19 protein-coding genes are annotated in these 21,741 nt (G+C 49.0%); 16 read left to right on the top strand and 3 right to left on the bottom strand.

Translation table 11 applies throughout. The features are described from left to right. Positions 1-368 precede the first annotated feature (368 nt). From JWG88_RS18875 to JWG88_RS18865, 3 genes are all read left to right on the top strand, one after another. A complete protein-coding gene (locus JWG88_RS18875; RefSeq protein ID WP_205235354.1) occupies positions 369-2,267 on the top strand; it encodes a cache domain-containing protein in 1,899 nt (632 codons plus the stop codon). Further along, the gene (locus JWG88_RS18870; RefSeq protein ID WP_205235353.1) at positions 2,264-3,685 is read left to right on the top strand and encodes a sigma-54-dependent transcriptional regulator; all 1,422 of its coding nucleotides are present in this window, start codon (positions 2,264-2,266) and stop codon (positions 3,683-3,685) included. The genes JWG88_RS18875 and JWG88_RS18870 overlap by 4 nt, the downstream gene beginning before the upstream one ends. Before the next feature lie 251 nt (positions 3,686-3,936). Beyond that, positions 3,937-4,548: an acetate uptake transporter gene (locus JWG88_RS18865; RefSeq protein WP_205235352.1), complete on the top strand. Its 612-nt coding sequence runs from the start codon at positions 3,937-3,939 to the stop codon at positions 4,546-4,548. 256 nt (positions 4,549-4,804) lie between these two features. On the opposite strand, the gene JWG88_RS18860 is transcribed toward JWG88_RS18865, so the two are convergent. Continuing rightward, the gene (locus tag JWG88_RS18860) at positions 4,805-5,485 is read right to left on the bottom strand and encodes a TetR/AcrR family transcriptional regulator (RefSeq protein WP_205235351.1); all 681 of its coding nucleotides are present in this window, start codon (positions 5,483-5,485) and stop codon (positions 4,805-4,807) included. 367 nt (positions 5,486-5,852) lie between these two features. Here JWG88_RS18860 and JWG88_RS18855 point away from each other — a divergent pair, with 367 nt between their 5' ends. Beyond that, positions 5,853-6,200 (top strand): hypothetical protein, encoded by a 348-nt coding sequence (locus JWG88_RS18855; RefSeq protein WP_205235350.1) that lies wholly within the window; start codon positions 5,853-5,855, stop codon positions 6,198-6,200. 79 nt (positions 6,201-6,279) lie between these two features. Here JWG88_RS18855 and JWG88_RS18850 read toward each other — a convergent pair whose 3' ends face one another. Together JWG88_RS18850 and JWG88_RS18845 are read right to left on the bottom strand one after the other, a co-directional pair. Continuing rightward, a complete protein-coding gene (locus JWG88_RS18850; RefSeq protein WP_205235349.1) occupies positions 6,280-6,954 on the bottom strand; it encodes a general secretion pathway protein GspB in 675 nt (224 codons plus the stop codon). A gap of 240 nt (positions 6,955-7,194) precedes the next feature. Beyond that, a complete protein-coding gene (locus JWG88_RS18845; RefSeq protein ID WP_205235348.1) occupies positions 7,195-8,373 on the bottom strand; it encodes an ExeA family protein in 1,179 nt (392 codons plus the stop codon). A gap of 299 nt (positions 8,374-8,672) precedes the next feature. Between JWG88_RS18845 and gspF the strand changes: the two genes are divergently transcribed. The 12 genes from gspF (at position 8,673) to gspD (ending at position 21,735) form a co-directional block, all read left to right on the top strand. Next, a complete protein-coding gene (gene gspF / locus JWG88_RS18840) occupies positions 8,673-9,899 on the top strand; it encodes a type II secretion system inner membrane protein GspF (protein ID WP_205235347.1) in 1,227 nt (408 codons plus the stop codon). 149 nt (positions 9,900-10,048) lie between these two features. Further along, positions 10,049-12,301, top strand: coding sequence for a delta-60 repeat domain-containing protein (locus JWG88_RS18835; RefSeq protein ID WP_205235346.1), 2,253 nt, complete (start codon positions 10,049-10,051; stop codon positions 12,299-12,301). 39 nt (positions 12,302-12,340) lie between these two features. Then, entirely contained in the window at positions 12,341-12,811 is a 471-nt protein-coding gene (gene gspG, locus JWG88_RS18830) for a type II secretion system major pseudopilin GspG (RefSeq protein WP_205235345.1), read from the top strand. A 76-nt stretch (positions 12,812-12,887) separates the two neighbouring features. Continuing rightward, a complete protein-coding gene (locus tag JWG88_RS18825) occupies positions 12,888-13,355 on the top strand; it encodes a pilus assembly FimT family protein (protein WP_205235344.1) in 468 nt (155 codons plus the stop codon). Continuing rightward, positions 13,330-13,761: a type IV pilus modification PilV family protein gene (locus tag JWG88_RS18820; RefSeq protein WP_205235343.1), complete on the top strand. Its 432-nt coding sequence runs from the start codon at positions 13,330-13,332 to the stop codon at positions 13,759-13,761. Before JWG88_RS18825 ends, JWG88_RS18820 begins: the two co-directional genes overlap by 26 nt. Further along, a complete protein-coding gene (locus JWG88_RS18815; RefSeq protein ID WP_205235342.1) occupies positions 13,758-14,438 on the top strand; it encodes a PulJ/GspJ family protein in 681 nt (226 codons plus the stop codon). Before JWG88_RS18820 ends, JWG88_RS18815 begins: the two co-directional genes overlap by 4 nt. Beyond that, positions 14,435-15,445, top strand: a complete 1,011-nt coding sequence (gene gspK / locus JWG88_RS18810; protein WP_205235341.1) for a type II secretion system minor pseudopilin GspK — start codon at positions 14,435-14,437, stop codon at positions 15,443-15,445. The genes JWG88_RS18815 and gspK overlap by 4 nt, the downstream gene beginning before the upstream one ends. 4 nt (positions 15,446-15,449) lie before the next feature. Next, complete coding sequence (locus JWG88_RS18805; protein WP_205235340.1) at positions 15,450-16,934, top strand: PilN domain-containing protein; 1,485 nt, start codon at positions 15,450-15,452, stop codon at positions 16,932-16,934. A gap of 1 nt (position 16,935) precedes the next feature. Next, positions 16,936-17,505 carry a type II secretion system protein M gene (locus JWG88_RS18800; RefSeq protein ID WP_205235339.1) on the top strand — a complete coding sequence of 190 codons (570 nt, stop codon included), beginning with the start codon at positions 16,936-16,938 and terminating at the stop codon, positions 17,503-17,505. Position 17,506: 1 nt separating this feature from the next. Next, on the top strand, positions 17,507-18,394 hold the full coding sequence (gene gspN, locus JWG88_RS18795; RefSeq protein ID WP_205235338.1) for a type II secretion system protein GspN: 888 nt from the start codon (positions 17,507-17,509) through the stop codon (positions 18,392-18,394). A 23-nt stretch (positions 18,395-18,417) separates the two neighbouring features. Continuing rightward, positions 18,418-19,236: a type II secretion system protein N gene (locus JWG88_RS18790; RefSeq protein WP_205235337.1), complete on the top strand. Its 819-nt coding sequence runs from the start codon at positions 18,418-18,420 to the stop codon at positions 19,234-19,236. A 273-nt stretch (positions 19,237-19,509) separates the two neighbouring features. Further along, positions 19,510-21,735, top strand: coding sequence for a type II secretion system secretin GspD (gene gspD / locus JWG88_RS18785; protein WP_205235336.1), 2,226 nt, complete (start codon positions 19,510-19,512; stop codon positions 21,733-21,735). Positions 21,736-21,741 lie beyond the last annotated feature (6 nt).

The following is a 21,741-nucleotide window of genomic DNA, read 5'->3' as shown; positions in this document are numbered from 1 at the left end:
TGAAAGAACGGCCTGTTGTGGTATTGATATTCAAAATTATTTATTCAACAGTTCAGAAACACTAAATATTCTAAATGAACACTTTGTTCGTAAAGGACTGTAATACGGTGTTCTTTAATCTTTTTTTGTTTTTTACCAGGTTGCAGTGCGTGTGGATCATCAATGTGTGCAAAAGGCCAGGGGAAAAAGTGGAAATTTCCAGGAAGAGCCTTGTTCTGTTTGAAGCGGGGTGGCATATTGCAGAATGACTACTTTATTGTGAATATGATGAACTCTGTCCTCTCTCGGCAACTTCGGAGAAATTTCCAGAGTTCATCCCGGTTTCAATGATTTTTTACGAGATTATTGTGAATGATAAAGGCAAATAAATGAAAAAAATCCCATCGCCGGCCTTCCTGCCAAATATGGTTCCGGCCAGAATATTCATGCCGGTCCTGCTCTCGATGTTCCTTTTTATAGGTACTTTTTTTGGCTACATTCTCCCCAAGGTGGAAACCCATCTTATGGACCGTAAGAGGGAAATGATTCACGCTCTGGGCGAATCTGCAATGAGCTCCATCAGATATTATGCGGAATTGGCGGAAGGGAGTTCCATTTCTGAGCAGGAGGCCAAGCGGCAGGCCGTCTCTCATCTGCGAAGTCTTCGCTATGGACCCGACAACAAGGACTATTTCTGGATAAACGACACCACTCCACGCATGATTATGCATCCATACCGACCAGACCTGGAGGGGAGATATGTGGGCGATACCGAAGATCCGGCGGGTAAAAAGCTTTTCCTGGCTTTTCTTGACACGGTTAAGAAAACCGGAGGGGGGTATGTCAACTACCACTGGCAATGGCAGGATGACCCGAGCCGGGTTTTCTCTAAAATATCCTATGTCCAGGAGTTCCCGCAGTGGCACTGGATCGTCGGAACCGGTGTCTATGTCGAAGACGTGCATGCCCAGATAGCCGCGATTACCGAGCATATGACCTTCATATTCCTGGGTATTCTTGGAATAATTGCAGTGCTTTCCGTGTATATTATCTGGCAGGGTGCCACCGGTGAAGCCCATCGACGGGAAATTGAAGAGTCGCTGAGAAAAAGTGAAAATAAATATCGCCTCCTTGCGGAAACCGCCCGCGAGATAATCCTCCTTTTTGACACCGATCTGCGGGTAACCTATGCCAATACCGCCTGGAAGAAAATCAGCGGGTATTCATTCGCTGAGATGGAGGGCCTGGATATCACCTCCTTGGTTCCTCCCGGGCAAAAAAAGCAGTTCCGTGATAAAATCGACATGATCGGACATGAGGCTGTCGATTATCTCCTCGAGAGCGACTTCTTTCTTAAAGATAATCGAGTTATAACGGTAGAGGCCACTTTCGCCAAACTGGACACGGGGGAATCTGCAGGCACTTACCTGATGACTGCCAGAGACATTACCGAAAAAAAGAAGATCGAGGCTCAGGCAAAGATGCAGCAGGAGCAGATGATGCAGGCAGACAAAATGGTATCTCTCGGAACGCTTGTCTCCGGAGTTGCCCATGAGATAAATAATCCCATATCCTCGATCATGCTCAACATCAAAGTCTTCGACAAATTCTGGCAGGCCGCCCAGCCGATACTCGACAGTCATTATCAGGAAAAAGGAGAACTTGACGTGGGCACTATGTCCTATCCGCAGTTGCGGGAGAGAATGCCCCGGCTGCTCTCCTTTTCGCACGAGGGGGTAGAGAGGGTTAAACGAATAGTCGGAGACCTGAAGGATTTTTCCGGCCAGAAACCTGCCGATCTCAGAGAAACCGTAAATCTCAATGAAGTTGTCGAGAAGGCGATAGGACTCATGTTCAGCCTTATCAAAAAGGCAACCCACGATTTCAGGATTGAATATTACGAAAACCTTCCCACCCTGCAGGGAAACAGCCAGCGTCTCGGGCAGGTGGTAATCAACCTTCTCGTCAACGGCTGCCAGGCGCTCACCGGGCCTCATCAGGGGCTCTACCTCAAAACCGGTTATCTGGAGGAATCTGAAGAAATCTTTCTGGAAGTCAAGGACTTTGGCGAAGGAATGGAGCCGGACGTACTCGAGCGCATTAAAGATCCTTTTTTTACCACTAAAAGAGACAGCAACGGCACGGGCCTGGGGCTTTCCATCTCCGATACTATAGTACGGAATCATGGAGGATGGCTGGATTTCAACTCGGAAGTCATGCAGGGAACGACAGCCGTTGTTTTATTGCCGCGGTACAGCCCGGATGAAGTGATAGGGAGGATGATATGAGCCGCAGACCATACCCGACACATCCGATTCTTGTTGTCGATGACGAGGAGGGCATCCTTTTCTCCATCGATACCACCCTGCAGCTGGCAGGCATCAACAATGTTCTTACCTGTTCGGACAGCCGGCAGGTCATGTCGATAGTCCAGCGCCGTGCTCCAAGCGTTGTTCTGCTTGATCTGAATATGCCGCATGTGGATGGTGAAGCCATTCTCGATCGAATAGCCGTTCGCTATCCGGAAATTCCGGTCATTATTATTACCGGCCGCATCGATGCGGAAACGGCGGTAGATTGCATGAAGACCGGAGCCTTTGATTATATCGTCAAGCCCGTGGATGAAAGCAGGCTGCTGGCAACGGTCAGAAAAAGTCTGCAGTTCGGGGAACTTCACCAGGAGAATCTGGCCTTAAACGATAAACTGCGCGAAGGTACTCTGAAGCATCCCGAGGCGTTTGCCGAAATGATAACCAGCTCTCCGAAAATGATGCTGCTGTTCAACTATGTGGAATCGGTAGCCGCCACCTCCCATCCCGTTCTGGTAAGTGGTGAGACAGGTACCGGCAAAGAGCTAATGGCCAGGGCCATACACCGGCTCAGCGGCAATCCCGGAGAATTTGTGGCCACCAATGTGGCCGGACTCGATGATAACGTCTTTTCGGATACGCTTTTCGGCCATGTCAGGGGAGCCTTCACCGGAGCTGAGGCCGAGCGTTCGGGCTTAATTGAAAGGGCCGCGGACGGCACCCTCTTTCTTGATGAAATAGGTGATCTGAGCTCGGGGTCTCAAATCAAACTTCTGCGCTTGCTTCAGGAAAGGGAATATATGCCGCTCGGCCAGGACGCCACCCGCAAGAGCAGTGCCCGTATTATTGCCTCGACCCATGTTGATCTCTGGGAGCTTCAGCAAAAGGAGCTTTTCCGGCAGGACCTCCATTATCGGCTGCGCACTCACCGTATTGTCATTCCTCCCCTGCGGGAGCGTAAAGAGGATGTTGCCGCTCTGGTGGAGCATTTTGTTCATAGTGCTTCAGCCTCTCTGGATAAGCCTGAGCCGCGTATTCCCCAGGAGCTTATGGTGGTGCTGGAAAACTATACGTTTCCCGGGAATATCCGTGAGCTGCAAGCCATGGTCTTCGATGCGGTTGCCTTAAGTGAAGGCGGCAGCCTCCCTCTCAGGGTCTTCCGGGAGCACATCGCCCAGGCACGGCAGGCTGAATGTCGGCATCACACAAGGGACAGCGCTGAAGGAATTCCCCTCAATTTCACCGACCCTCTGCCAACTATCAAGCAGGCAACACGGATGCTGGTCGAGGAGGCCATGTTTCGTTCGGGCAATAACCAGACTGCCGCGGCTTCGATGCTGGGAATCTCTCAGCAGGCGTTGAGCAAGAGACTGCGTCAGTGGAAAACAAGGAAATAGGCCTACAACCTTTGTTGTATTCACAACTTTTGTTGTCGGCGAGCTATGTCTTGGTGTGCCTGGCTTTTCCGCCATCTTCTCTCTTTTTCACAACTATGGTTGTAGTCGTATAGCGTGATTATGTTGCTCGTATGTCTTTGGAATACAACGTGTTGTTCGCTTTTCTGTATATGGCATGGGCTTTGCTTCTACCTTCAGTATCGATTTCGGATGATATTCAACAATCAACGGAAAATATTGGAGGAGACACAATGGCAGATACACAGACACCAACAGGCAACCCCGCAGTAGTAGGACTGGCAGGTTTTGGTCTTACCACCCTCATTCTTCAGTTTCACAACCTCGGACTTTGCGGTTTGGGACCGGTCATTGCCTGCGGCATTATTTTCGGAGGAATGGCCCAGCTTATTGCAGGCTTTCAGGAATTCAAGGCCGGCAATAATTTCGGGTACAGCGCCTTTGTCTCCTACGGGTCCTTCTGGATGGCGCTGAGTGTCATCCTAATGTTCAATAAATATGGAATCTATACCTCCAGCCCTACTGATATCGGCTACTTTCTTGTGGTCTGGACCTTGTACACCATAATAATGTGGGTAGCCGCAATGAGGGTTCATGGTGCGATGGCCTCGACCTTTACCCTGCTGGTGGCCGGTTTCATCCTCCTTGATTTGGCCCATTTCGGATATCCGGCCATGACCAAGGTGGCGGCGTATGTTTTGATCCTCTGTGCCCTCAATGCCTGGTATATGATGGCGCATGTGATTTTCATGCAGGTTTTCGGACGGGATGTGCTTCCGGTGGGCAAGCCCTGGATTCAGGCAAGAACCGTATCGCAGACGCAGTCGGTGAGAGTTCGTAACTGATAATTCTATTAAGCAACAAAGCGACAGGGGTGAAAGGCTTCATCGAAGATAAGATGCGGCAGGCAACCAACACTAGACTCCACACTCCCACAGAGTTGCTGCTGCTCTCTGTAAAGCCAAGATAATACAATTGCCGTATTAAACCTTCGATGAAGCCTTTGACATTGCCGCAGGCAGGTAGTGCTCTCAAAAAATGAAAGAGAATGGAGCCGCAATCCGAAGAAACCTCCGGATTGCGGCTTTTTGTTATCAGGGACTACAAAAAGGAGTCGCTCTGGTTGCGGAAGTTCTTTTTGGGGGTAATTTCCGTCAAAAAACCCATAATAAATGCGGTTTGTTTTTCTATATACTGCTCTATGGTAAAGACCGTGGTGAAATACCACCGGCGGAAGGCCCAGGCATGACCGATTATGGAAATATTATGGCCGATAAGGCTAATGGTTTCATCGTCCAGCGCCAATTTTCCCTCATGCTTCAGGAGCATCATCGCATCAATAAATAGATTGGTGATCTGTAGTTCCGCGGCAAGAACCTTTTTCTGCCATTTTTTGGGGAGGAAGTGGGTAACCTGATACATCAGCAGGACATGATCGCTCATGCGGTCGCAGACGAGCAGATGTCCGCGGATTATCTCCCTGAGAGCCTCCCGCCCTTCAAGCTTGCGGGACATGGCCTTCTTGAGACCATGCTCGACTTCTTCATGGATGGCAATACATACCAGGTAGAGCACATCTTCTTTAGTGGAGACATATTCGTAGAGTGATCCAATGGAGAGCCCCGTCTCCTTGGCTAGCGTTCTTGTGGTTGTCTTATGATAGCCGTATTTGATGAAAAGTTTTACCGCCCCATCGACAATCTGCCGTCTCCTTTCCTCCACCAGTTTCTTATTTTTAATTTGAGTGGCTACATCATGCGTATCCATTGCCCTTTTGCTCATCCGTATTGTGCTCCTTACTGTGCTGAAAATTTGCCCTGAACGTAGAGGATAATATTCGGGAATAGTACCATATTTCCCATATCGATAAACCTGTGATGTGTATCTTTCTCACATTCTTTTCGGAAAAACGGGAAAAGATGACCCTGGGTGCCTCAATTTTAATGATTTGTCTTGCTTCAGGCAAAAAAAACTGCATGAACCCGCAGCATCCTTTTAGGGAAAATTTGCTTGAGATAATTAATTGTTGGAGCGGATCGATCAATAACGTTTGAGCTTTCGTTCAAAAAACTTTATAGTTAATCAGGGTATGAATGAAGAGACTGATACAGTCTGGTGATGCCGTCAAATGATAATAAGAGGCATGGCAATGGATAGAAACTCCCTCGTTTTCTATATTGTGGTTGGAATTGGTCTTCTGTTCTTGATTCCGGTAGTAGAATCGGTTGATCAGAGCCTTGTCCCGATAGCGTCATTTCTGGTCATCGGATACTGGGGCGGAATGGGTTTTTGTTTTTTTCTCTATTTACTGAAAAAACTTTGTGCCGAATACGAGGTCGGCTTCATGCTCTATAATCTGTGGTTGTTTTTATCATTAATGTGTGTTGCAGTGGGGATCCTGGCAATTATCGATGACGGCGTCGACCAGGCCCGCTGGGGAGTACTGCTGATCTTTTATGGGAGCATTGTCGGCTATTACAACAGGAAGGAGTTGTGAAGGAATTAGCCCGGATGAGTCTCAAGTTTCCAAATCCCGATTTTTAATACATTTTTGAGTTTTCTTGCTATGGTGGTTTTTAATAGCCATCCATACGGAACCGTATATCTCCCGAACGAAAGATTACTCCCTTTGGAGTAATCTCTTCCAGGATATAATCTTTGGCAACAACGTCTTTTTCCCTGACGATCCTGTTATTGATAAGAATCAGACGCAGGGCCGGATCATTGGCATAGACATGACCGGCGAGTTTAAACTCGGGTACCGACTCCCGAAAAGGTGACTCCAGTTCATCCAGGTAGGGAACGGAGGAAAACTGCTCCGATGAGGGGAGTGAAGGCAGGGAGGCCCGTGAAACTCCCAGAGGAGCAGGCTCGAAAACATCACCACTTTCGACTGCAGATCCTGGATATTTCTTGTTGTTTACCGGGCGAAGCTCTGGAATGGTGCCGCTCTGTTCGACTTCAGCTGCATCTGCTGCCGGAATCTCCGGTTCTTTCTCCTGAAGATCGGCTCCAGCTGTTTCGGCAATGGTCGTATCGACATTCCGGCTATATTGCATAGTGAAGTGAGTATACAGAGGGTAGCTCAGCGGGAAGGCAATAATGATCAACCAAAAAAGAATCCAGAGCCGTGACCAGGTCCGTTTCGGAACCGCGGCAGGCGGTGAGGGGTGGGACTGCAGCTGAAAAGGAGCCTGCTTCTCCGCCCGTTTTACCTCCGATTTTTTAAGTGCATCCAGGATGTAGGACATGGGGTGGCCGGTCTCTTGATTTCCATTATTGATGGCGTCGCGAACGCAGATTTTGAGAAAGCCCGCTCTTCTGCGCCCTGTATATCGAAATTTTTATCTAGTGCCTGTCCATAAATGGCACTTTCGAAGTCTGTGCAATCTGTCCTGACTCGTGGTTGCTTTCAAAATTTAATCCTCTTTGTCGCGGCCTTACGATAAAATCATTCTTGTCCGGTATAAATGGAATCAGCGGAGAGAGCGTTATAATTTTTCCACCTGCTCCAGCTGGGCGGCGGCCGGTTTGGATCCATCGTTACTCTCGGATTGCCCCGCCTTCGTCGGAATCACATTGCTCCTAACGGAATCCATATTCAGAGAGTCCCGGCTGTTCTCTCGGGTGGCGGATATATTTTCAATAATTTGTTTGAATGGATTAGTTCTTTCGGAGAGCAGTAAATAGGCTGTTGTTCCCAAGGAAAGCAGGACCAGGCTGAAGATTACGGCTCTATAGGGAATACGTACAGGCCACTGACGCTTTTCAGGCGGTAATGGTGCCTCTCCCAATACCTCACAGCCGGACTTCAGCATGATCCTTTCAGTCACCTGGTCCTTTTCTTCCACGTATGCTCCCAGTAATGCGCGATCGCAGAGTATATTGATCAGTCGCGGTATGCCATTACTGAGCTGGTAGGCCTGCAGCAGGGCTTTATCTGTAAAGAACTGCATTCTGCCGCCGCCGGCAATAATGAGCCTGTGCTTGATAAAGCGAATGGCATCGTTCTTGCTCAGGGGCGCCAGGTGATATCTGCTGGTAATCCTCTGGTTAATCTGGGAAACTTCGGGGCTTTTCAGCTTTTCCTGAAGCTCCGTCTGGCCAATGAGCACAATTTTTAAGAGTTTGGCGGTGTCGGTTTCCAGATTGGTCAACAGCCGGAGCTGTTCCAACACATCCATGTCGAGATTTTGTGCTTCATCGATGATGAGCACCGTTGTTTTGCCCAGGGTATGTGAGGTGAGCAGGTGATTGTTGATGCCGTCGATGTAGGATTTGAGAGAGCTGCTGCTTTTACTGAAAGGTATCTCCAGTTCCTCGCAGATAGTTTCCAGAAGCTCCTGAACGCTCAGCTTTGGATTAACGATGATGGCCGTTTCGGTATTTTCAGGAAGAAGGGATAGAAGGCTCCTGCAAACTGTGGTTTTACCGGTTCCCACATCTCCGGTGAGAAGAATCAGGCAACCGTCACTGGAAATGCCGTAGAGCAGATGCGCCAGTGCCTCCCTGTGATGTTCGCTCATGTAAAGATAACGGGGATCAGGTGAAATGGTAAATGGCTTTTCTTGTAATCCGAAATATTCCGTATACATAGCGCGGCGCGGTTGAGGGAGATGTTTTATCGCATCCGTGAATTGTTTTTTCTGATTACCCCTGAAACTCAGCATTTTCTGGCCCAGGCCGGGACTGCTCTTTTCATCGGGACGCCATAAACCCGTCCAAGGGGGCTTCGCTGCAGCCGTCCGGGATTGCAGAGACCCGTGAAAAGAGCAGTCCCGACCTTGAGCTGAGGATTAGGGGCAATCAGGTTGTTTTTTTGTTGGACTCGGCAACTTCAAAGACATTTTACGAGATCATTTTTTTTACTATAAAGGAATTTTTTCTTATTTTCCATTTTTCTTTGTTTCTCGTTGTATTTCTATCGTAAGTTTCATAAAATGTACGATTCCCGTTAAAAGGTGTATCTATGCCCGTATATGAATATAAAGCCCTTGATAAGAATGGAAAAAGCCGCAAAGGCATTGTCGATGCCGACAGTTCGAGCACTGCCAGAAAAAAATTGCGCTCCGGCGGCAACTATCCGATTTATATAAAAGAGAGTTCTGCAAAAGCACAAAAAAAAGCAGGCGGCAGGGCCATTTCCCTGAGCCTCTTTGATCGCATCACCACTAAGGAGCTGCACATTTTCACCCGCCAGCTGGCGACGCTGTTGGGAGCCAAAATTCCGTTGGTACCTTCTCTATCCTCCCTTATTTCCCAGACAACCAATCCGGCTTTCAAGAAAATAATTGCTCAGATTAAGGAATCGGTCAATGAGGGTAATACCCTGACCAATGCCATATCCGAACACCCGAAGATATTTTCCAATATTTATATAAATATGATTCGGGCAGGCGAAGCTTCGGGATCGTTGGATATCGTCTTGGAACGACTAGCTGATTTTGGCGAGAAACAGGAGGTACTTAAGGGAAAGCTGACCGCTGCGCTCATCTATCCACTGGTTATGGCTTTGATTTGTGTCGGTGTCCTGATTATACTTATCACCTATATTATACCGAATATAACCCAGGTCTTTGTCGAGATGGACAAGGTATTGCCTCTGCCTACCCGAATTCTGATCGGGATGAGCGATTTTCTCAAGGACTATTGGTTCATTGTTGTTTTTCTGATGGCCGCGCTTGGCATCTCCCTGAAGATTTTTATTCAAAGTAAATACGGTCGCCCTCTCTGGGATTATATACTCTTGAAGATTCCTGTTATCGGCACTGTCTTGCAGAAAATTATTCTGGCCCGGTTTTCCTCGACGTTGAGCAGCCTGCTGGAGAGCGGCGTCGGCCTGATAGCTTCAATGGAAATAGTTAAGACCATAATGAATAATTCGCAGATTTCCCAAGTTGTCGACGATGCCATTGTGCAAATCAGAGAAGGCAAGAGTATGACGGTCTCGCTCGGTAATTCCCCCTGGTTTCCGCCGATGTTTGTGCAGATGGTCGGAGTGGGTGAGCAGGCAGGCACCCTGGAAAAAATGTTGAAGAAGGTGGCGGATGCCTACGAGCGGGAGGTGGAATCTGCAGTTGTAGGCATGACATCACTGATAGAGCCGATCATGATAGTAGGTATGGGAGGGGTTGTCGGGGCTATTATTCTTTCCATTCTTCTGCCGATATTTGAAATGAATCAGATGATCGGCTAGCATTAATTAAAAGACGTTTTACTATACGATTGACAATTGTGCTACTAACAAACCCAGCTGGGCTGGGTAAGAACCTTGAGACAGATAATCTTGCAAAAAAAAACAAGAAAACAGTCTACAGGGTTCCAACCTCCAATGAGGACAAAAAAATGAAGGACACAAAGTGCAGACTTGAATCTTTCTTTCCGGCGGTCCTGGGGATGATGCTTCTTTTATTGCCGGGCCAGAGCATGGGCGGCTATATACTCGACCCTGATTTTAATAATGGAGGAATCAAGGTAGACGATATCGCCAACGGCAATGACCAGGCAAACGCCGTCCTCCTCCTTGAAGACGGCAGGATTGTGGTGGCCGGTACCAGCGAGGTCGATCCTGCCGTTGAAGTGGCGGTGGTTCGCTATAACAGCAACGGCACCCTCGATACCACTTTTGCCAGTGACGGCAAGGCCACCTTTACGCTGGGCAGTGGTGATGACGGGGCCAACGATCTGGCGATTACGGAGAATGGCAATATAGTGGTTGCCGGCTACCTCAGGGAGACCATCGGAGGAGAAAAGAAATTCGCCCTGTTCCGCATCACACCCTCGGGAATTCTCGATATCGACTTCGGCATCTCCGGGATCGTTACCCTGCGGCAGGAAGAATATGACGGCGAAGCCTTTAGCGTTGTAATCGATTCGGAAAATCGCATAGTGGTCGGCGGGGTATTGCGCTCCGAGGCTCGGAACTGGGCGGTGGCTGCCAGATTTCTTGAAGATGGCACCCTCGATACCTCTTTTGGCGACGGCGGCTTTCGCCGCATAGTGACGGAGGAGTTCAATACCACGGCAAATTTTATTGCCCAGAATGATGACGGCAGCTTAATACTCGGCGGCGTCAAAGAAAGTGACGAATCACCGGCAACGGCTATTCTCTTTCGTCTCACCGAGAACGGCGACATTGATACTGCTTTCGGCAGCAATGGCGAGGCCGTCGGCGATCTTGGCGAGAATTCGCAGTTTTTTTCAGGCGTATTCCTTGAGGATTTCTCTCTTGTCGCCGCTGGATTTACCACAGTGGATGAGCGTCAAAGTATAACCACCGCCAAATTTTCCGCCGACGGTAAGCTCGACTCTTCCTACGGCACCAACGGTATAGCCGTCAATGACCTGGGTCCGGGAAATGCCGGAATTGCCCATTCCATAACCGCACTTGACGACGGTTCCCTTCTGGTTATTGGTGAAGGAGAAAACGGCGACAATACGGATATTGTCCTGGTTCATCTCGATGCCACCGGGTCTTTGATGAAAAGTACGGTTTTGAAGGTATCAGGCGAGAACGGCGACGAAACCGAAGATCCTGCAGAGATCGACAGCAGCCTCAGCCTGATGGAATCGGAACTGATCGCCGCCAGAGAGGGGAGTGAGCCTGTGCTTACCGACATCGATGGTGGAAATGATATCGGCCGTGGTGTCGTTGTTACCGAAAACGGCAGGGTGCTGGTGGCTGGCTTCACCAATGACGGTGCCGACGATGATATGGCCTTGGTGGCTTTTACCAGCGACGTTCCTCCGCCGGAGACACCGGGAGTATCAGATCTCTCCGAGATGCCTTATTTGATTGCCACCATGTCGCCGATCAATGTGACCCGCAACGGGGCATTATCAGGAGGCGCAATTAAAGAAAATAAAGAATTTGACTGCGAATCCTCAGATGTGGAAGATTGCCCTCTTTCAGTGACGGCCCGCGGCGTTGTCTTCGGTGTAGCCCCGTATCCCTCTGTCACTACGGCTGAAGATACCGATGACGGCAGTGCCATAGCCAACGGTGACGGTGATGCGGCAACATCAGTCTTTCCGGCCTGGGTGGAGGAAAAATCAAATAATTATGGTAGTGTACGCAGGGGACAGACCTCCGACGGCAGCGGTACAGGTGAGTTCGGCAGTGATATAACCGGAATCACTCCCGACACCTTCTATTTCGTGCGCGCCTATGCCGTTCTCTCCAACGATATGATAGTTTATGGTCCTCAGAAGACATTCAAAACGGATGATGCCTGTTTTATCGCTACCGCTGCCTATGGCTCTCTGCTGGAATCTCAGGTATCGGTATTGCGTCAGTTCCGTGATCGATATCTGAAAACAAATGAGGCTGGCCGGAGCTTCGTGCGTATATACTACCACTGGTCACCCGAACTTGCTGATTTTATCAGTCAAAGTTCGCTTTTGAAATTTGCGGCGAGATTAGTCATGCTGCCATTGGTTGCGTTCAGCTACTTTATGGTGTATTTCTCCCTGCAGATGAAGATTATGCTTCTTCTTCTGCTGCTGGCCGGTGTCGCATATTTAACTCACCCAGCTGGCCGGAAAAGAAACCCAGGACAGATTATTTGCCTGCAAAAAAAGACAGAGAGCAATCTGTAAAGTTCTAATTTATACTCTCAAGGAGTAATAACGATACAAATGAAGCATTGCAGAAAACCCAATACCATTCTCAGAAGAAACTCAGCCGAGCACGGCTTCACCCTCATTGAGCTTTTGGTGGTCCTTATCATCATCGGAATACTTGCGGGGTATGTCGGCCCCAAAATCATGGGACGACCGGAAGAGGCCAAAAGAACGAAAGCGGCCATGCAGATAAAAGGGCTGGAGACCGCCCTGCATCTCTATAAACTTGATAATGGCACCTACCCCTCCACCGAACAGGGGCTGCAGGCCCTAGTTCAGGCACCGGAAAGCGGTAGGCTCCCTCCAAAATGGAGAGAGGGAGGATACCTGGAAAAAGCAAGTGTTCCGAAAGATCCCTGGTCCAATGAGTTTGTCTATTTTAGTCCCGGTGTCAACGCCGACTTTGATCTCAGCTCTTACGGACCGGACGGCGAGTCAGGCGGTGAAGAGGAAAACGCAGATATCAATAGCTGGGAAATTGAGTAAGCAGGACAATACTCGGGTTGCTCTCCGCTGCGAACGCCGAGCGGTTTTTCCCGGCGGAGAGTCTGGTTTTACTTTGATGGAACTGATTATTGTCTGTATTCTGTCAGCACTCTTTCTCTCGGTAAGCATTCCAACATTAAGGAACAATCTGTTCACCAATGAACTGGATTCCACGGCACGGAAAATTATCGGCACGGTTCAGGAACTACGAAATCTTGCCGTTCGGGAAAATGCAGCCTACCTTCTCCATTTCGATATGGATGAAAACAGGCTCTGGTATGAACTCGATGGCACTCTGAACGTTTTTGACGACGAGCCGAAAACAGGCTTCCGGCTGCCGGAGAGTGTCCGTTTGAGCGATGTCCAGCCCTCTTCCCAGGATAAGGAAAATCGAGACACGATTACTCTGTGGATCAGTAAACAGGGATATATGGATCAGACCGTTGTTCATTTACGTGATCAAGGCGGAGAAGTCCTTTCCCTGTTCTTTTCACCCTTTTCCGGTTCGGCGAGAGTATATGAAGAATACCTTGAAGTCGAATAAGGCAGGAGAAAAAAAGATAAACTCCGAATCGGGCTTTACTTTGCTGGAGGTGATGATTGCCGTTGCCATACTGGCGATAACACTGACGGTGCTTTTCGGCTCGCAATCTCAGAGTCTGTCTTTGGCGACGGAGGCAAAGTTTAACACCAGAGCCACTTTCCTTCTGGAAGAGAAGCTTGCCGAACTGGAAGGAGGGATTCTGGAAGTGTACGATGCTGAAGGCGATTTCAGTGACTATCCTCAATTTAGCTGGAAAATTGAAATTGACGATGCCTTTCTGACGGAATCGCAGATCCTCGAGAGCCTGGAAAGGCCTCTCAAACGGGTGACGCTGACGGTCCTTTGGGATGACAGCCCCTTCACTCATAGTGTCGATTACTATATCCTGGAAAGGAATGCATTTTGAAGAGTTTCAGGTCGCTGAGTAATGGCCCTGCAGGGTTTACCCTGGCTGAGTTGCTTATTGCCATTGTGATTTTCTCTGTGGTAATCAGCCTGACCTATGCAGCGTACAACTCGACGTTCAAGGTTATCAGCAATGCCGGCGCAAGCTCCAAATACGGGGAACGTGCCCGCATAACCCTGGAGAGATTCAGCCGGGACCTGGGCTCCTTTTACCTGGGAAGCAGCGGTGAGCTGATCGGAGAAACCAATACCTTTGGCCAATATCGGGGAGACACGCTGCGTTTCACCTCAAGAGCTCATCTGGTGTTTAACAAGGATGAAGCTCCCCGAGGGTTTGCTCTGATTTCCTATTCCGTGGCGGAAGAAGAGGATTCCAGTCGCCTGCGCCTCTTTCGGACTGATATTCCGGTATTGCCGGGTGTAGCGGTTGATGAAGAGGAGCAGGGTTTTCTTCTCAGCGATGGGCTGCGTGAGGTACGTTTCACCTATATTGACCAGGAAGGCAATGAATCAGATACCTGGTCCACCCAGGAAAGGCAGGCCAACGGTAACGGCGATGCACCGCTGCCGGCCGTGGTAAAGCTAAAAATAGGCTTTGCCGCTGAGGATGCTGAAGACGATGAAGACCTGATTTATTTTTCAACGGCAGTCGCCATCCCCGGGGCAGGTAAAATATGAGGCGCAGTATCTGGGGCATACCGCTTAATAACAGGGGAGTCGCCCTGTTGCTGGCCGTGACGGTGATCAGCCTTCTGATAGCCGTGACTGTGCAGTTCAGCAAGGATATGCGGCAGGAACTCATCAGCTCCGCAAATCTGCGGGAATCGGGAAAACTGGGAGTAATGGTGAAATCCGGTTATAATCTTGCTGTGGCCGTGCTGCAACAGGATAGTGAAGAAAACGAATTTGATTCCTTCCATGACGGCTGGGCGGTCATGGGAACCGCTGATCTGGCCCAGCTTTATGGCGACGGAAAACTTGATATAATCATCAGCGATCTCAGCGGCAGACTGCAGATTAACAGCCTGGTTCAGGAAGGAGATGTTGGAGCAAAAAGTGAGCAAATCCTCAAGGCGCTGCTGGACTCCGGCAATTTGGGCGAGTTCAGTGAAGAAGAAACCAGCCTGATCATTAATGCCATTGTCGACTGGATAGATAAAAATGATGAAGAAAGCGGACCCGAAGAGACTGAGAGCAGCTATTACCTCTACAGGGAACCGGCCTATTCCGCTCGAAACGGTCCAATGGAATTTATAGAAGAACTCCTGCTGATCCGAGGCGTTACCTCGGAATTGTTTTACGGCAATGAGGAATCTCCGGGACTGAAAGATCTGCTTACCGTGCATGGCGAAGACGGCAGAATAAATATCAATACGGCCCCGATTCCAATCCTCAAGGCATTGAGCGAGGTGAATGGTGGAACGCCTATGAACGATGAAATTGCCGAAACCCTTATAACATATAGACAGAACAGCGAAAATCAAGATATGCTGCAGGAGGTTGCCTGGTATAAGAACATTCCTCTCGGAGGTGTAACTTTTGACGAAAAGACATTAACCACCTCGAGCAGCTTTTTTCATGTGCTGAGCAGAGCGGAACACAATACTATGGCAAAATCTCTTGAGGCTGTCGTGCAACGGCAGCAGGGAGAGGATATTGCCATGCTCAGCAGAAAGGTAGAATAATAGAATGGCACAGAAACTTGTATCCATAGATATCCGTGAAGATGTTGTCTGCGGGGTGCTGCTATCTGCAGGAGGCAATGCGGCAACCGTCGTCGGCTGCGGTATGGCCGTGCGCAGCGAGGAGAACTCTCTAGGTGAATCGATTGCCGAAGTACTCAATCACCTGGGGTATAGTAACGAACCCTGCAGGGTGTCCCTTGGTGCTGAAAATTTCTTTTACCGGAATCTTTCATTTCCCTTTCACGATAAGAGAAAAATTGACAGGATTCTTCCGATTGAGCTTGAAGATACTGCCGTCGTAAACATGGGAAATGTGTTGGTAGACAGTCTGGTTACCGGCAAGAAAGGAACACATTCTGCGGTGGTGGCGGCAATGATCGACAGAAATCTGCTGCAGCGGTATCTGGCGGAGCTGGCAGAGCTGCAGCTTGACCCGGAGATTGTTGCCATCTCCAATGTGCAGACGGCTTTACAGCTTTCCAAAAATCAGCCCAGATCACGATTCGTCCTGCTCGACGCCGGTTGTAGGAGGACAACCTTGTATGTCATGGCCGATGGGCGTATGCGGCTTATTCGCACCATGGTTTTTGAAAACGGCGACGGGGCGAATTTTCGGATAGACAGGAATTCCCAGCAGGTGTTTGCCAAAAAGCCCGAAAAAATTGGGCAGACCTTCGGCATGTTGTGCAAAGAAATACGGCATACACTCTACACCCTTGATGATATCGACTCCGATACCCCGCTTTTTCTCACAGGGGCCCTTGCTGATGTCCCGGAGAGCAGCCGTCGTATCGGCGAGAATCTCGGGTGTGAGGTGCTGCCCTGTGATCTTATCCGTCCGCCTGTCGGTTTAAGCCGGGAGTGTGGGGTGTGGAGAGGAGAGCTGATGACGGCTGCCCTTGCCCTGGGGATCCGCTCAGGAAGGAAGCAGGCGGGTTTTAATTTTCGCAAAGATGTATTTTCCAGAAAAGCGTCATACCGGAAATATCGTAAGCTTGTTCCGCGTCTGGGGCTCCCCCTGCTGGTCATCGTGCTGGTTGCGATAGGATATCTCTGGAACGATTATAATCTGCGGGAGAAAAGGTTGCTGGACCTGAAGGAACGTGGAGAAGAAATATTTGCAGCAAGCATGCCGGAGGTTACCCGAATCGTTGACCCGGTCAGGCAGCTCCAGGTTGAAATCACGGAAATGAAGAAAGGAATGCTGGGAGACGCCAAACTTGAGTCTGATTTGAAAGTGCTTGACCTGATGGCGGAAATATCAGTCCGTATTCCACAATCCACTAATGTACATGTGGTAAGAATGGTCGCCGACGGCAACAGTGTTCTGCTGCGCGGTCTGACCGACAATTTTAACAGTGTGGATAGCTTGAAAAGAGTACTCGAGAGATCAAGCTATTTTAGCAGCGTCACCATCAATTCAGCCAATCTGGCAGCCCAGAGCTCGGATATTCGCTTTGAGCTCAGGCTGGAGTTGAGGAGGGGCTGATATGATAGGGAAATATATTGGTGGATTGCGGGATAAATCAGGTTTTGACAAACTTGAGAGGCGGGAGAGGCTGGTAATAGTCATCGGTCTTGTCTTTCTGATCTCTTTTGTTGTGCTTCAATTCGGTGTCGGGCCTTATCTTGAGGCCTCCAGGCAGCTCGATACTTCAATAGAGAAAAGGCGCTCGGATATCGCCGAACTCCAGGTTCTGCAGCAGGAATACCGCAAGCTGCAGGCTGAAGCCGGAGGCATCAAAGAGCAGTTGAGCAAGAGAGCACCGGATTTTTCTTTGTTCTCTTTTCTGGACAGACAGGCAACAGAGGCAGGGGTAAAAGAATTCATCGCCTACATGAAACCATCGACCTCGGAAGAAGAAGGCGAATTGATCGAGTCGCTGGTGGAGATGAAGCTGCAACAGATTTCTCTGGAAAAGCTTGTTACTTTTTTAGAGTTGGTTGAATCACCCGAACAGGTTGTTTCAATTAAAAGGATTTCGATCCAGGAGAGTGGTAGGGAGAGTGGGCTTCTCGATGTTATAATCCAGATAGTGACCTTTGTGGATAATGGTTAATATGACGAGTTCGAAGAAAGAGATAGCATATTGGTTGTCGCTGGTTCTCTATGGCATACTCCTTGTCGGTCTGCTTCTCTATTTGCGTTTTCCCGGAGGGAAATTCCGGCAGTTCAGCTGCGATTTGATAGAAAAGAGAATTCCCGGTGTGACCTGTTCCATCGGAAGCACCGGTTATGGCTTTCCCCTGAAGATCCGGTTCGGGAATGTGCAGCTGAGTGACGCAGTAAATTCCGAGGTGAAGTTTTTTGAAGATTCGCTCCTGGTAATCGAGCCGGTCTGGCGAAATCCGACCCGCGCCATCTCTCTGCAAAGCAATGCCTTTGGCGGCAGTCACAGTGGCTTGGTGCTGATTGAAGACGAGAACGACACCATTGAATTGAGAGATCTGCGAATAAACAATCTTGATTTAGGAAAACTGCAGTTTTTGCAGGGAAAGCTGGATAGAAACCTTACAGGATTGCTTGAGGCGCAGGTTTCATCTGTCCTCGAAGCACAAGATTTTACCATTGTGACAGCCCAGGGAAGCATTGGTGTCAGCGAAGGAACCCTGGAATTGAAAAAACCGATATTGGAACTTACCACATTTGAAATTCAACAGAGTTCCTTCGATTTCGATATGAAAGGGAAAGAACTGAAGATTTCCAATGGGGAAGTTACAAACCCGAAACTTAAGGTAAATTTTGCCGGTGAAATGACTCTGGCCGAGCCGATACTTGCAGGAGCGATCAGTCTTCGGGGTGGCATAACTCCGCAGGCCCATTTATTTCAGGGCAAGAGAGAACTGAAAACAATCGTTACCCGAATGCAAAGACGTTATGGTGATGTATCGCTTCCCTTCAGGATTGACGGGACAATAGGCAGGCCGACATTTGTGTTTGAAAGATGAGCAGCCCCGGAACTATATAGGAAATGCTAAAAAATATTACAAGAATACTCCCGTTTTTTATTGTAACTCTGCTGAGCATTGGCGCTGTAGAGCTTTTCTACGGGGTGGTGGAGCATTATCTGCTTCCTACGGATAGAAAAACCGCACAGAGAGCTATTGAGCAAGACATAGCGGCACAACCCGCGGAAAAACTGGAAAAACATACCAATTACGACGTCATTCTGCAGAGAAATCTTTTCCAGTCCTATGCTCCGGAAGAGGAGGAGCCGGCTCCTGTTACGGAAAATCCCCTGGAAGGGCTTGAAGCCACCAGCCTTGAACTGGTGCTTATGGGGACGGTAAGCGGAACCGACAATAGCGGCAGAGCTATCATCCTGAACAAAAAAAACAACGAGCAGGATATTTACTATAGGGGTGATGTCGTCGAGGACGCAGAAATTAAGGAAATTCTTCGCGGCAAGGTAATATTGAGCTATCAGGGAAAGGATGAGGTACTGGATATGAGCGAAGCGGCCAGTATGAGGCCGCCGGCTGCTGTTGCTCCCACTCCGGAGAGGAGACGGATTGTGATGCCGCAGGATTCTTCATCTCCCCGTAGAAGGGTGGTGCCCTCTGATTTGCAAAGCGGGGATTTTGCAACCGATCAAAACAGTGAGGAAGAAATGAATGGCGGACCCGAGGATTTCGGAGGTGAAATCCCCGAAGAAACCGGGATCGGCCAACCTGATGAGAGCGTGATGGAAACAGGGAATCAGCAGGATATACCCGAGCCAGCTGATGGTGCAGAACAGGTATATGAAGAAAGCAACCCCGATACGTTAGTAGAAGATCCGGTTAACTGAGCTGAATAGTCTACACCGAAGTTGTTTCTCCCTAAAAACGCAGGAAAAAATTTTCTGGAACCACTTGCGTGGTAAACAACAATGTGAGACAATGGAGCCGACACATAGTATTTTCCATGGTGAGAAGATCTTCTGTGCCCGGCACTGGCACCCAAGAATCGCTTACCTCTTTGAGGGCGTAATTTCCAAGCCCATCGCACGGACCATTTACACGATTTATTATAGAGGATTCTAAACGAGATGCAGATAAGACCGTCTGGTAGAATATTGATCTTGCTTGTCCTGATTTTGCCGCTGCTGTTATATAGCAGGGCGGGGGCTGCCCCCGAGGAATCCGCCGAGAGAGGCCAGAGGTTTATCACAATAGATTTCGAAAACGTTGACATCAATTTATTCATAAAATATATCAGCGAGTTAACCGGGAAGAACTTTATCGTCGACAAGACCGTAAAGGGGAATGTCACCATAATTTCTCCCACAAAAATTTCGGAAGACGAAGCTTACAGGGTTTTTGAATCGGTTCTTGACGTTCATGGCTATACAACCGTGCAGTCGGGGCCGGTCATCAAGATCATTCCTGCGGTCAGGGCACGCTCTGAAAATATCCGGACATTCCGTTCCGGCGAAGCACAATTCCCAGAAGATCAGATAGTAACGCAACTGATACCGCTCAAGCATACATCGCCCAATGAAATTAAACAGATACTGGCTCCACTGGTCTCCAAGACCTCGGTAATGATTGCACATACCCAATCCGGTATTCTTATCGTTACCGAAACGCTTTCCAATATACAGCGCCTCATCGCTATCATTGAGGCAATCGATGTAGCCTACACCGGTGAGGACATAGCTGTTCTGCCGCTGCAATATGCTTCTTCCGAAGCGGTAAGCCAAGTGCTGAATTCGTTGTTTCAGCAGCAGGCCCGGTCGGCACAGCAGCAAGGCGCAAGAGTGGAGATACCTATCAAGATTGTTCCCTATGATCGGATAAATGCGATCATTGTGGTGGCAACGCCTTCCGATATAGAGCGTGTCAACCGCCTGGTAAAGACTCTTGATTCAGAGATGCAGAGAGACAGCGGCAATATTCACGTTCACTATCTTCAGCATGCCAATGCGGAGGAAATGACCACTGTCCTTAATTTTCTGCCGACTGCGGCAGCCACCGAGGATGGACAGGGCCGGGCTCCGGCAATTTCCGGAGATGTCAAGATCATGCCTGATGTAGCGACGAACTCTCTTATTATCAATGCTTCGCGCAGCGAGTACAATACCCTCTCCGAGGTTATCGGCAAGCTCGATATTCCCAGACGCATGGTCTATCTGGAAGCCCTTATCCTTGAAGTGAACACCACTAAAAACTTTGAAGTTGGTGTGGAGTGGGCTCTGGGAGGAAATTTCTCCGATGAGACCGGTACCGTGGTCAGTGGATTCAGCAGTAGTCCTCCCTTTGGTCTGCTCGGTGGAGTTGGTGAGTCATCTCCACCTAGCGCCACAGGGCTCACATTTGGTCTGATTAAGCAGGGAATCAAAATAGGCGGTATTACCTTTCCCAATATCGGTGCCGTCCTGCGGGCATATAGAAATGATTCTGATATCAACATAGTTTCCACTCCGCAAATTTTGACAACGGACAATACCGAAGCGAAAATAAGTGTTGGTGAAAACCGACCCTATATCACCAGCAGGAATACCACGGAAAGTCAGCAGGATTATACCAACTATGAATACCGTGACGTTTCGACGACCTTGACTATTACCCCGCAAATCAATCAAGCGGAAACACTTCGTCTGGAAATTGCCACGGAAGTGATCAAGCTGCAATCTGCTGAAGATGATACCCCCACCACATTTAAGCGCACTGCCAATACCACTGTCATAGTTAAAAATAATGAAACTGTGGTGATAGGCGGCATTATCGGAGAGGACAGCACCAACTCCGCCACCAAGGTGCCTCTTCTGGGCGATATTCCTTTGCTGGGTCGATTGTTTCGCAGCAATACCGATTCAGGGACGCGCACCAATATGTTCATCTTCATTACTCCACGCATTATCAAGAATCCGGCGGATCTGGCAGGTGTGACCTTGAAGAAGGAAGAGCAGATGGGTGATGTCATGCCGCAGTTAAAGAAAGAACTCTTCCGCGAGGCGAATGCTACCCATGCCGTTCGGCTAGCTGAATTAGGCTTTGAAAAGATGAAGGCCGGGTTGAATACCGAGGCCAGGCAATATTTCCTTGAGGCGCTTGATATCGATCCGAATCATCCTTACGCTCTGTACAATCTTGGTGTGATCAACGAGCAGGAGGGCAACGAGCAGGAAGCTGCCAAGAATTATCAAAAAGTCATATTGACGGGAACCAGCATGACCGCAGTCAATGCTACGGACCCGAGTAAGGTCGGAGTTCCACTGATTCAGCTTGCCCGGGAAAGGCTCGAGGAAATGCGGAAAATCAAGACCGAACCGGAATCGTTATTCGAAGAGAACCAAGGAAGATAGAAAGTA

The sequence above is a fragment of the Desulfopila inferna genome (assembly GCF_016919005.1).
Taxonomy (GTDB): Bacteria; Desulfobacterota; Desulfobulbia; order Desulfobulbales; family Desulfocapsaceae; genus Desulfopila_A; species Desulfopila_A inferna.
This window is presented reverse-complemented; position numbering and strand designations above follow the sequence as displayed.

Excerpts from the sequence above, each read along its gene's own strand:
- JWG88_RS18835 (WP_205235346.1), top strand. The coding sequence starts at position 10,049 with ATGAAGGACACAAAGTGCAGACTTGAATCTTTCTTTCCGGCGGTCCTG.
- JWG88_RS18865 (WP_205235352.1), top strand. The coding sequence starts at position 3,937 with ATGGCAGATACACAGACACCAACAGGCAACCCCGCAGTAGTAGGACTG.
- gspK (WP_205235341.1), top strand. The coding sequence starts at position 14,435 with ATGAGGCGCAGTATCTGGGGCATACCGCTTAATAACAGGGGAGTCGCC.
- gspN (WP_205235338.1), top strand. The coding sequence starts at position 17,507 with ATGACGAGTTCGAAGAAAGAGATAGCATATTGGTTGTCGCTGGTTCTC.
- JWG88_RS18845 (WP_205235348.1), bottom strand. The coding sequence starts at position 8,373 with ATGCTGAGTTTCAGGGGTAATCAGAAAAAACAATTCACGGATGCGATA.
- gspF (WP_205235347.1), top strand. The coding sequence starts at position 8,673 with ATGCCCGTATATGAATATAAAGCCCTTGATAAGAATGGAAAAAGCCGC.
- JWG88_RS18790 (WP_205235337.1), top strand. The coding sequence starts at position 18,418 with ATGCTAAAAAATATTACAAGAATACTCCCGTTTTTTATTGTAACTCTG.
- JWG88_RS18805 (WP_205235340.1), top strand. The coding sequence starts at position 15,450 with ATGGCACAGAAACTTGTATCCATAGATATCCGTGAAGATGTTGTCTGC.
- JWG88_RS18855 (WP_205235350.1), top strand. The coding sequence starts at position 5,853 with ATGGATAGAAACTCCCTCGTTTTCTATATTGTGGTTGGAATTGGTCTT.
- JWG88_RS18825 (WP_205235344.1), top strand. The coding sequence starts at position 12,888 with ATGGAACTGATTATTGTCTGTATTCTGTCAGCACTCTTTCTCTCGGTA.
- gspG (WP_205235345.1), top strand. The coding sequence starts at position 12,341 with ATGAAGCATTGCAGAAAACCCAATACCATTCTCAGAAGAAACTCAGCC.
- JWG88_RS18820 (WP_205235343.1), top strand. The coding sequence starts at position 13,330 with ATGAAGAATACCTTGAAGTCGAATAAGGCAGGAGAAAAAAAGATAAAC.
- JWG88_RS18800 (WP_205235339.1), top strand. The coding sequence starts at position 16,936 with ATGATAGGGAAATATATTGGTGGATTGCGGGATAAATCAGGTTTTGAC.
- JWG88_RS18870 (WP_205235353.1), top strand. The coding sequence starts at position 2,264 with ATGAGCCGCAGACCATACCCGACACATCCGATTCTTGTTGTCGATGAC.
- JWG88_RS18850 (WP_205235349.1), bottom strand. The coding sequence starts at position 6,954 with ATGTCCTACATCCTGGATGCACTTAAAAAATCGGAGGTAAAACGGGCG.
- JWG88_RS18860 (WP_205235351.1), bottom strand. The coding sequence starts at position 5,485 with ATGAGCAAAAGGGCAATGGATACGCATGATGTAGCCACTCAAATTAAA.
- JWG88_RS18875 (WP_205235354.1), top strand. The coding sequence starts at position 369 with ATGAAAAAAATCCCATCGCCGGCCTTCCTGCCAAATATGGTTCCGGCC.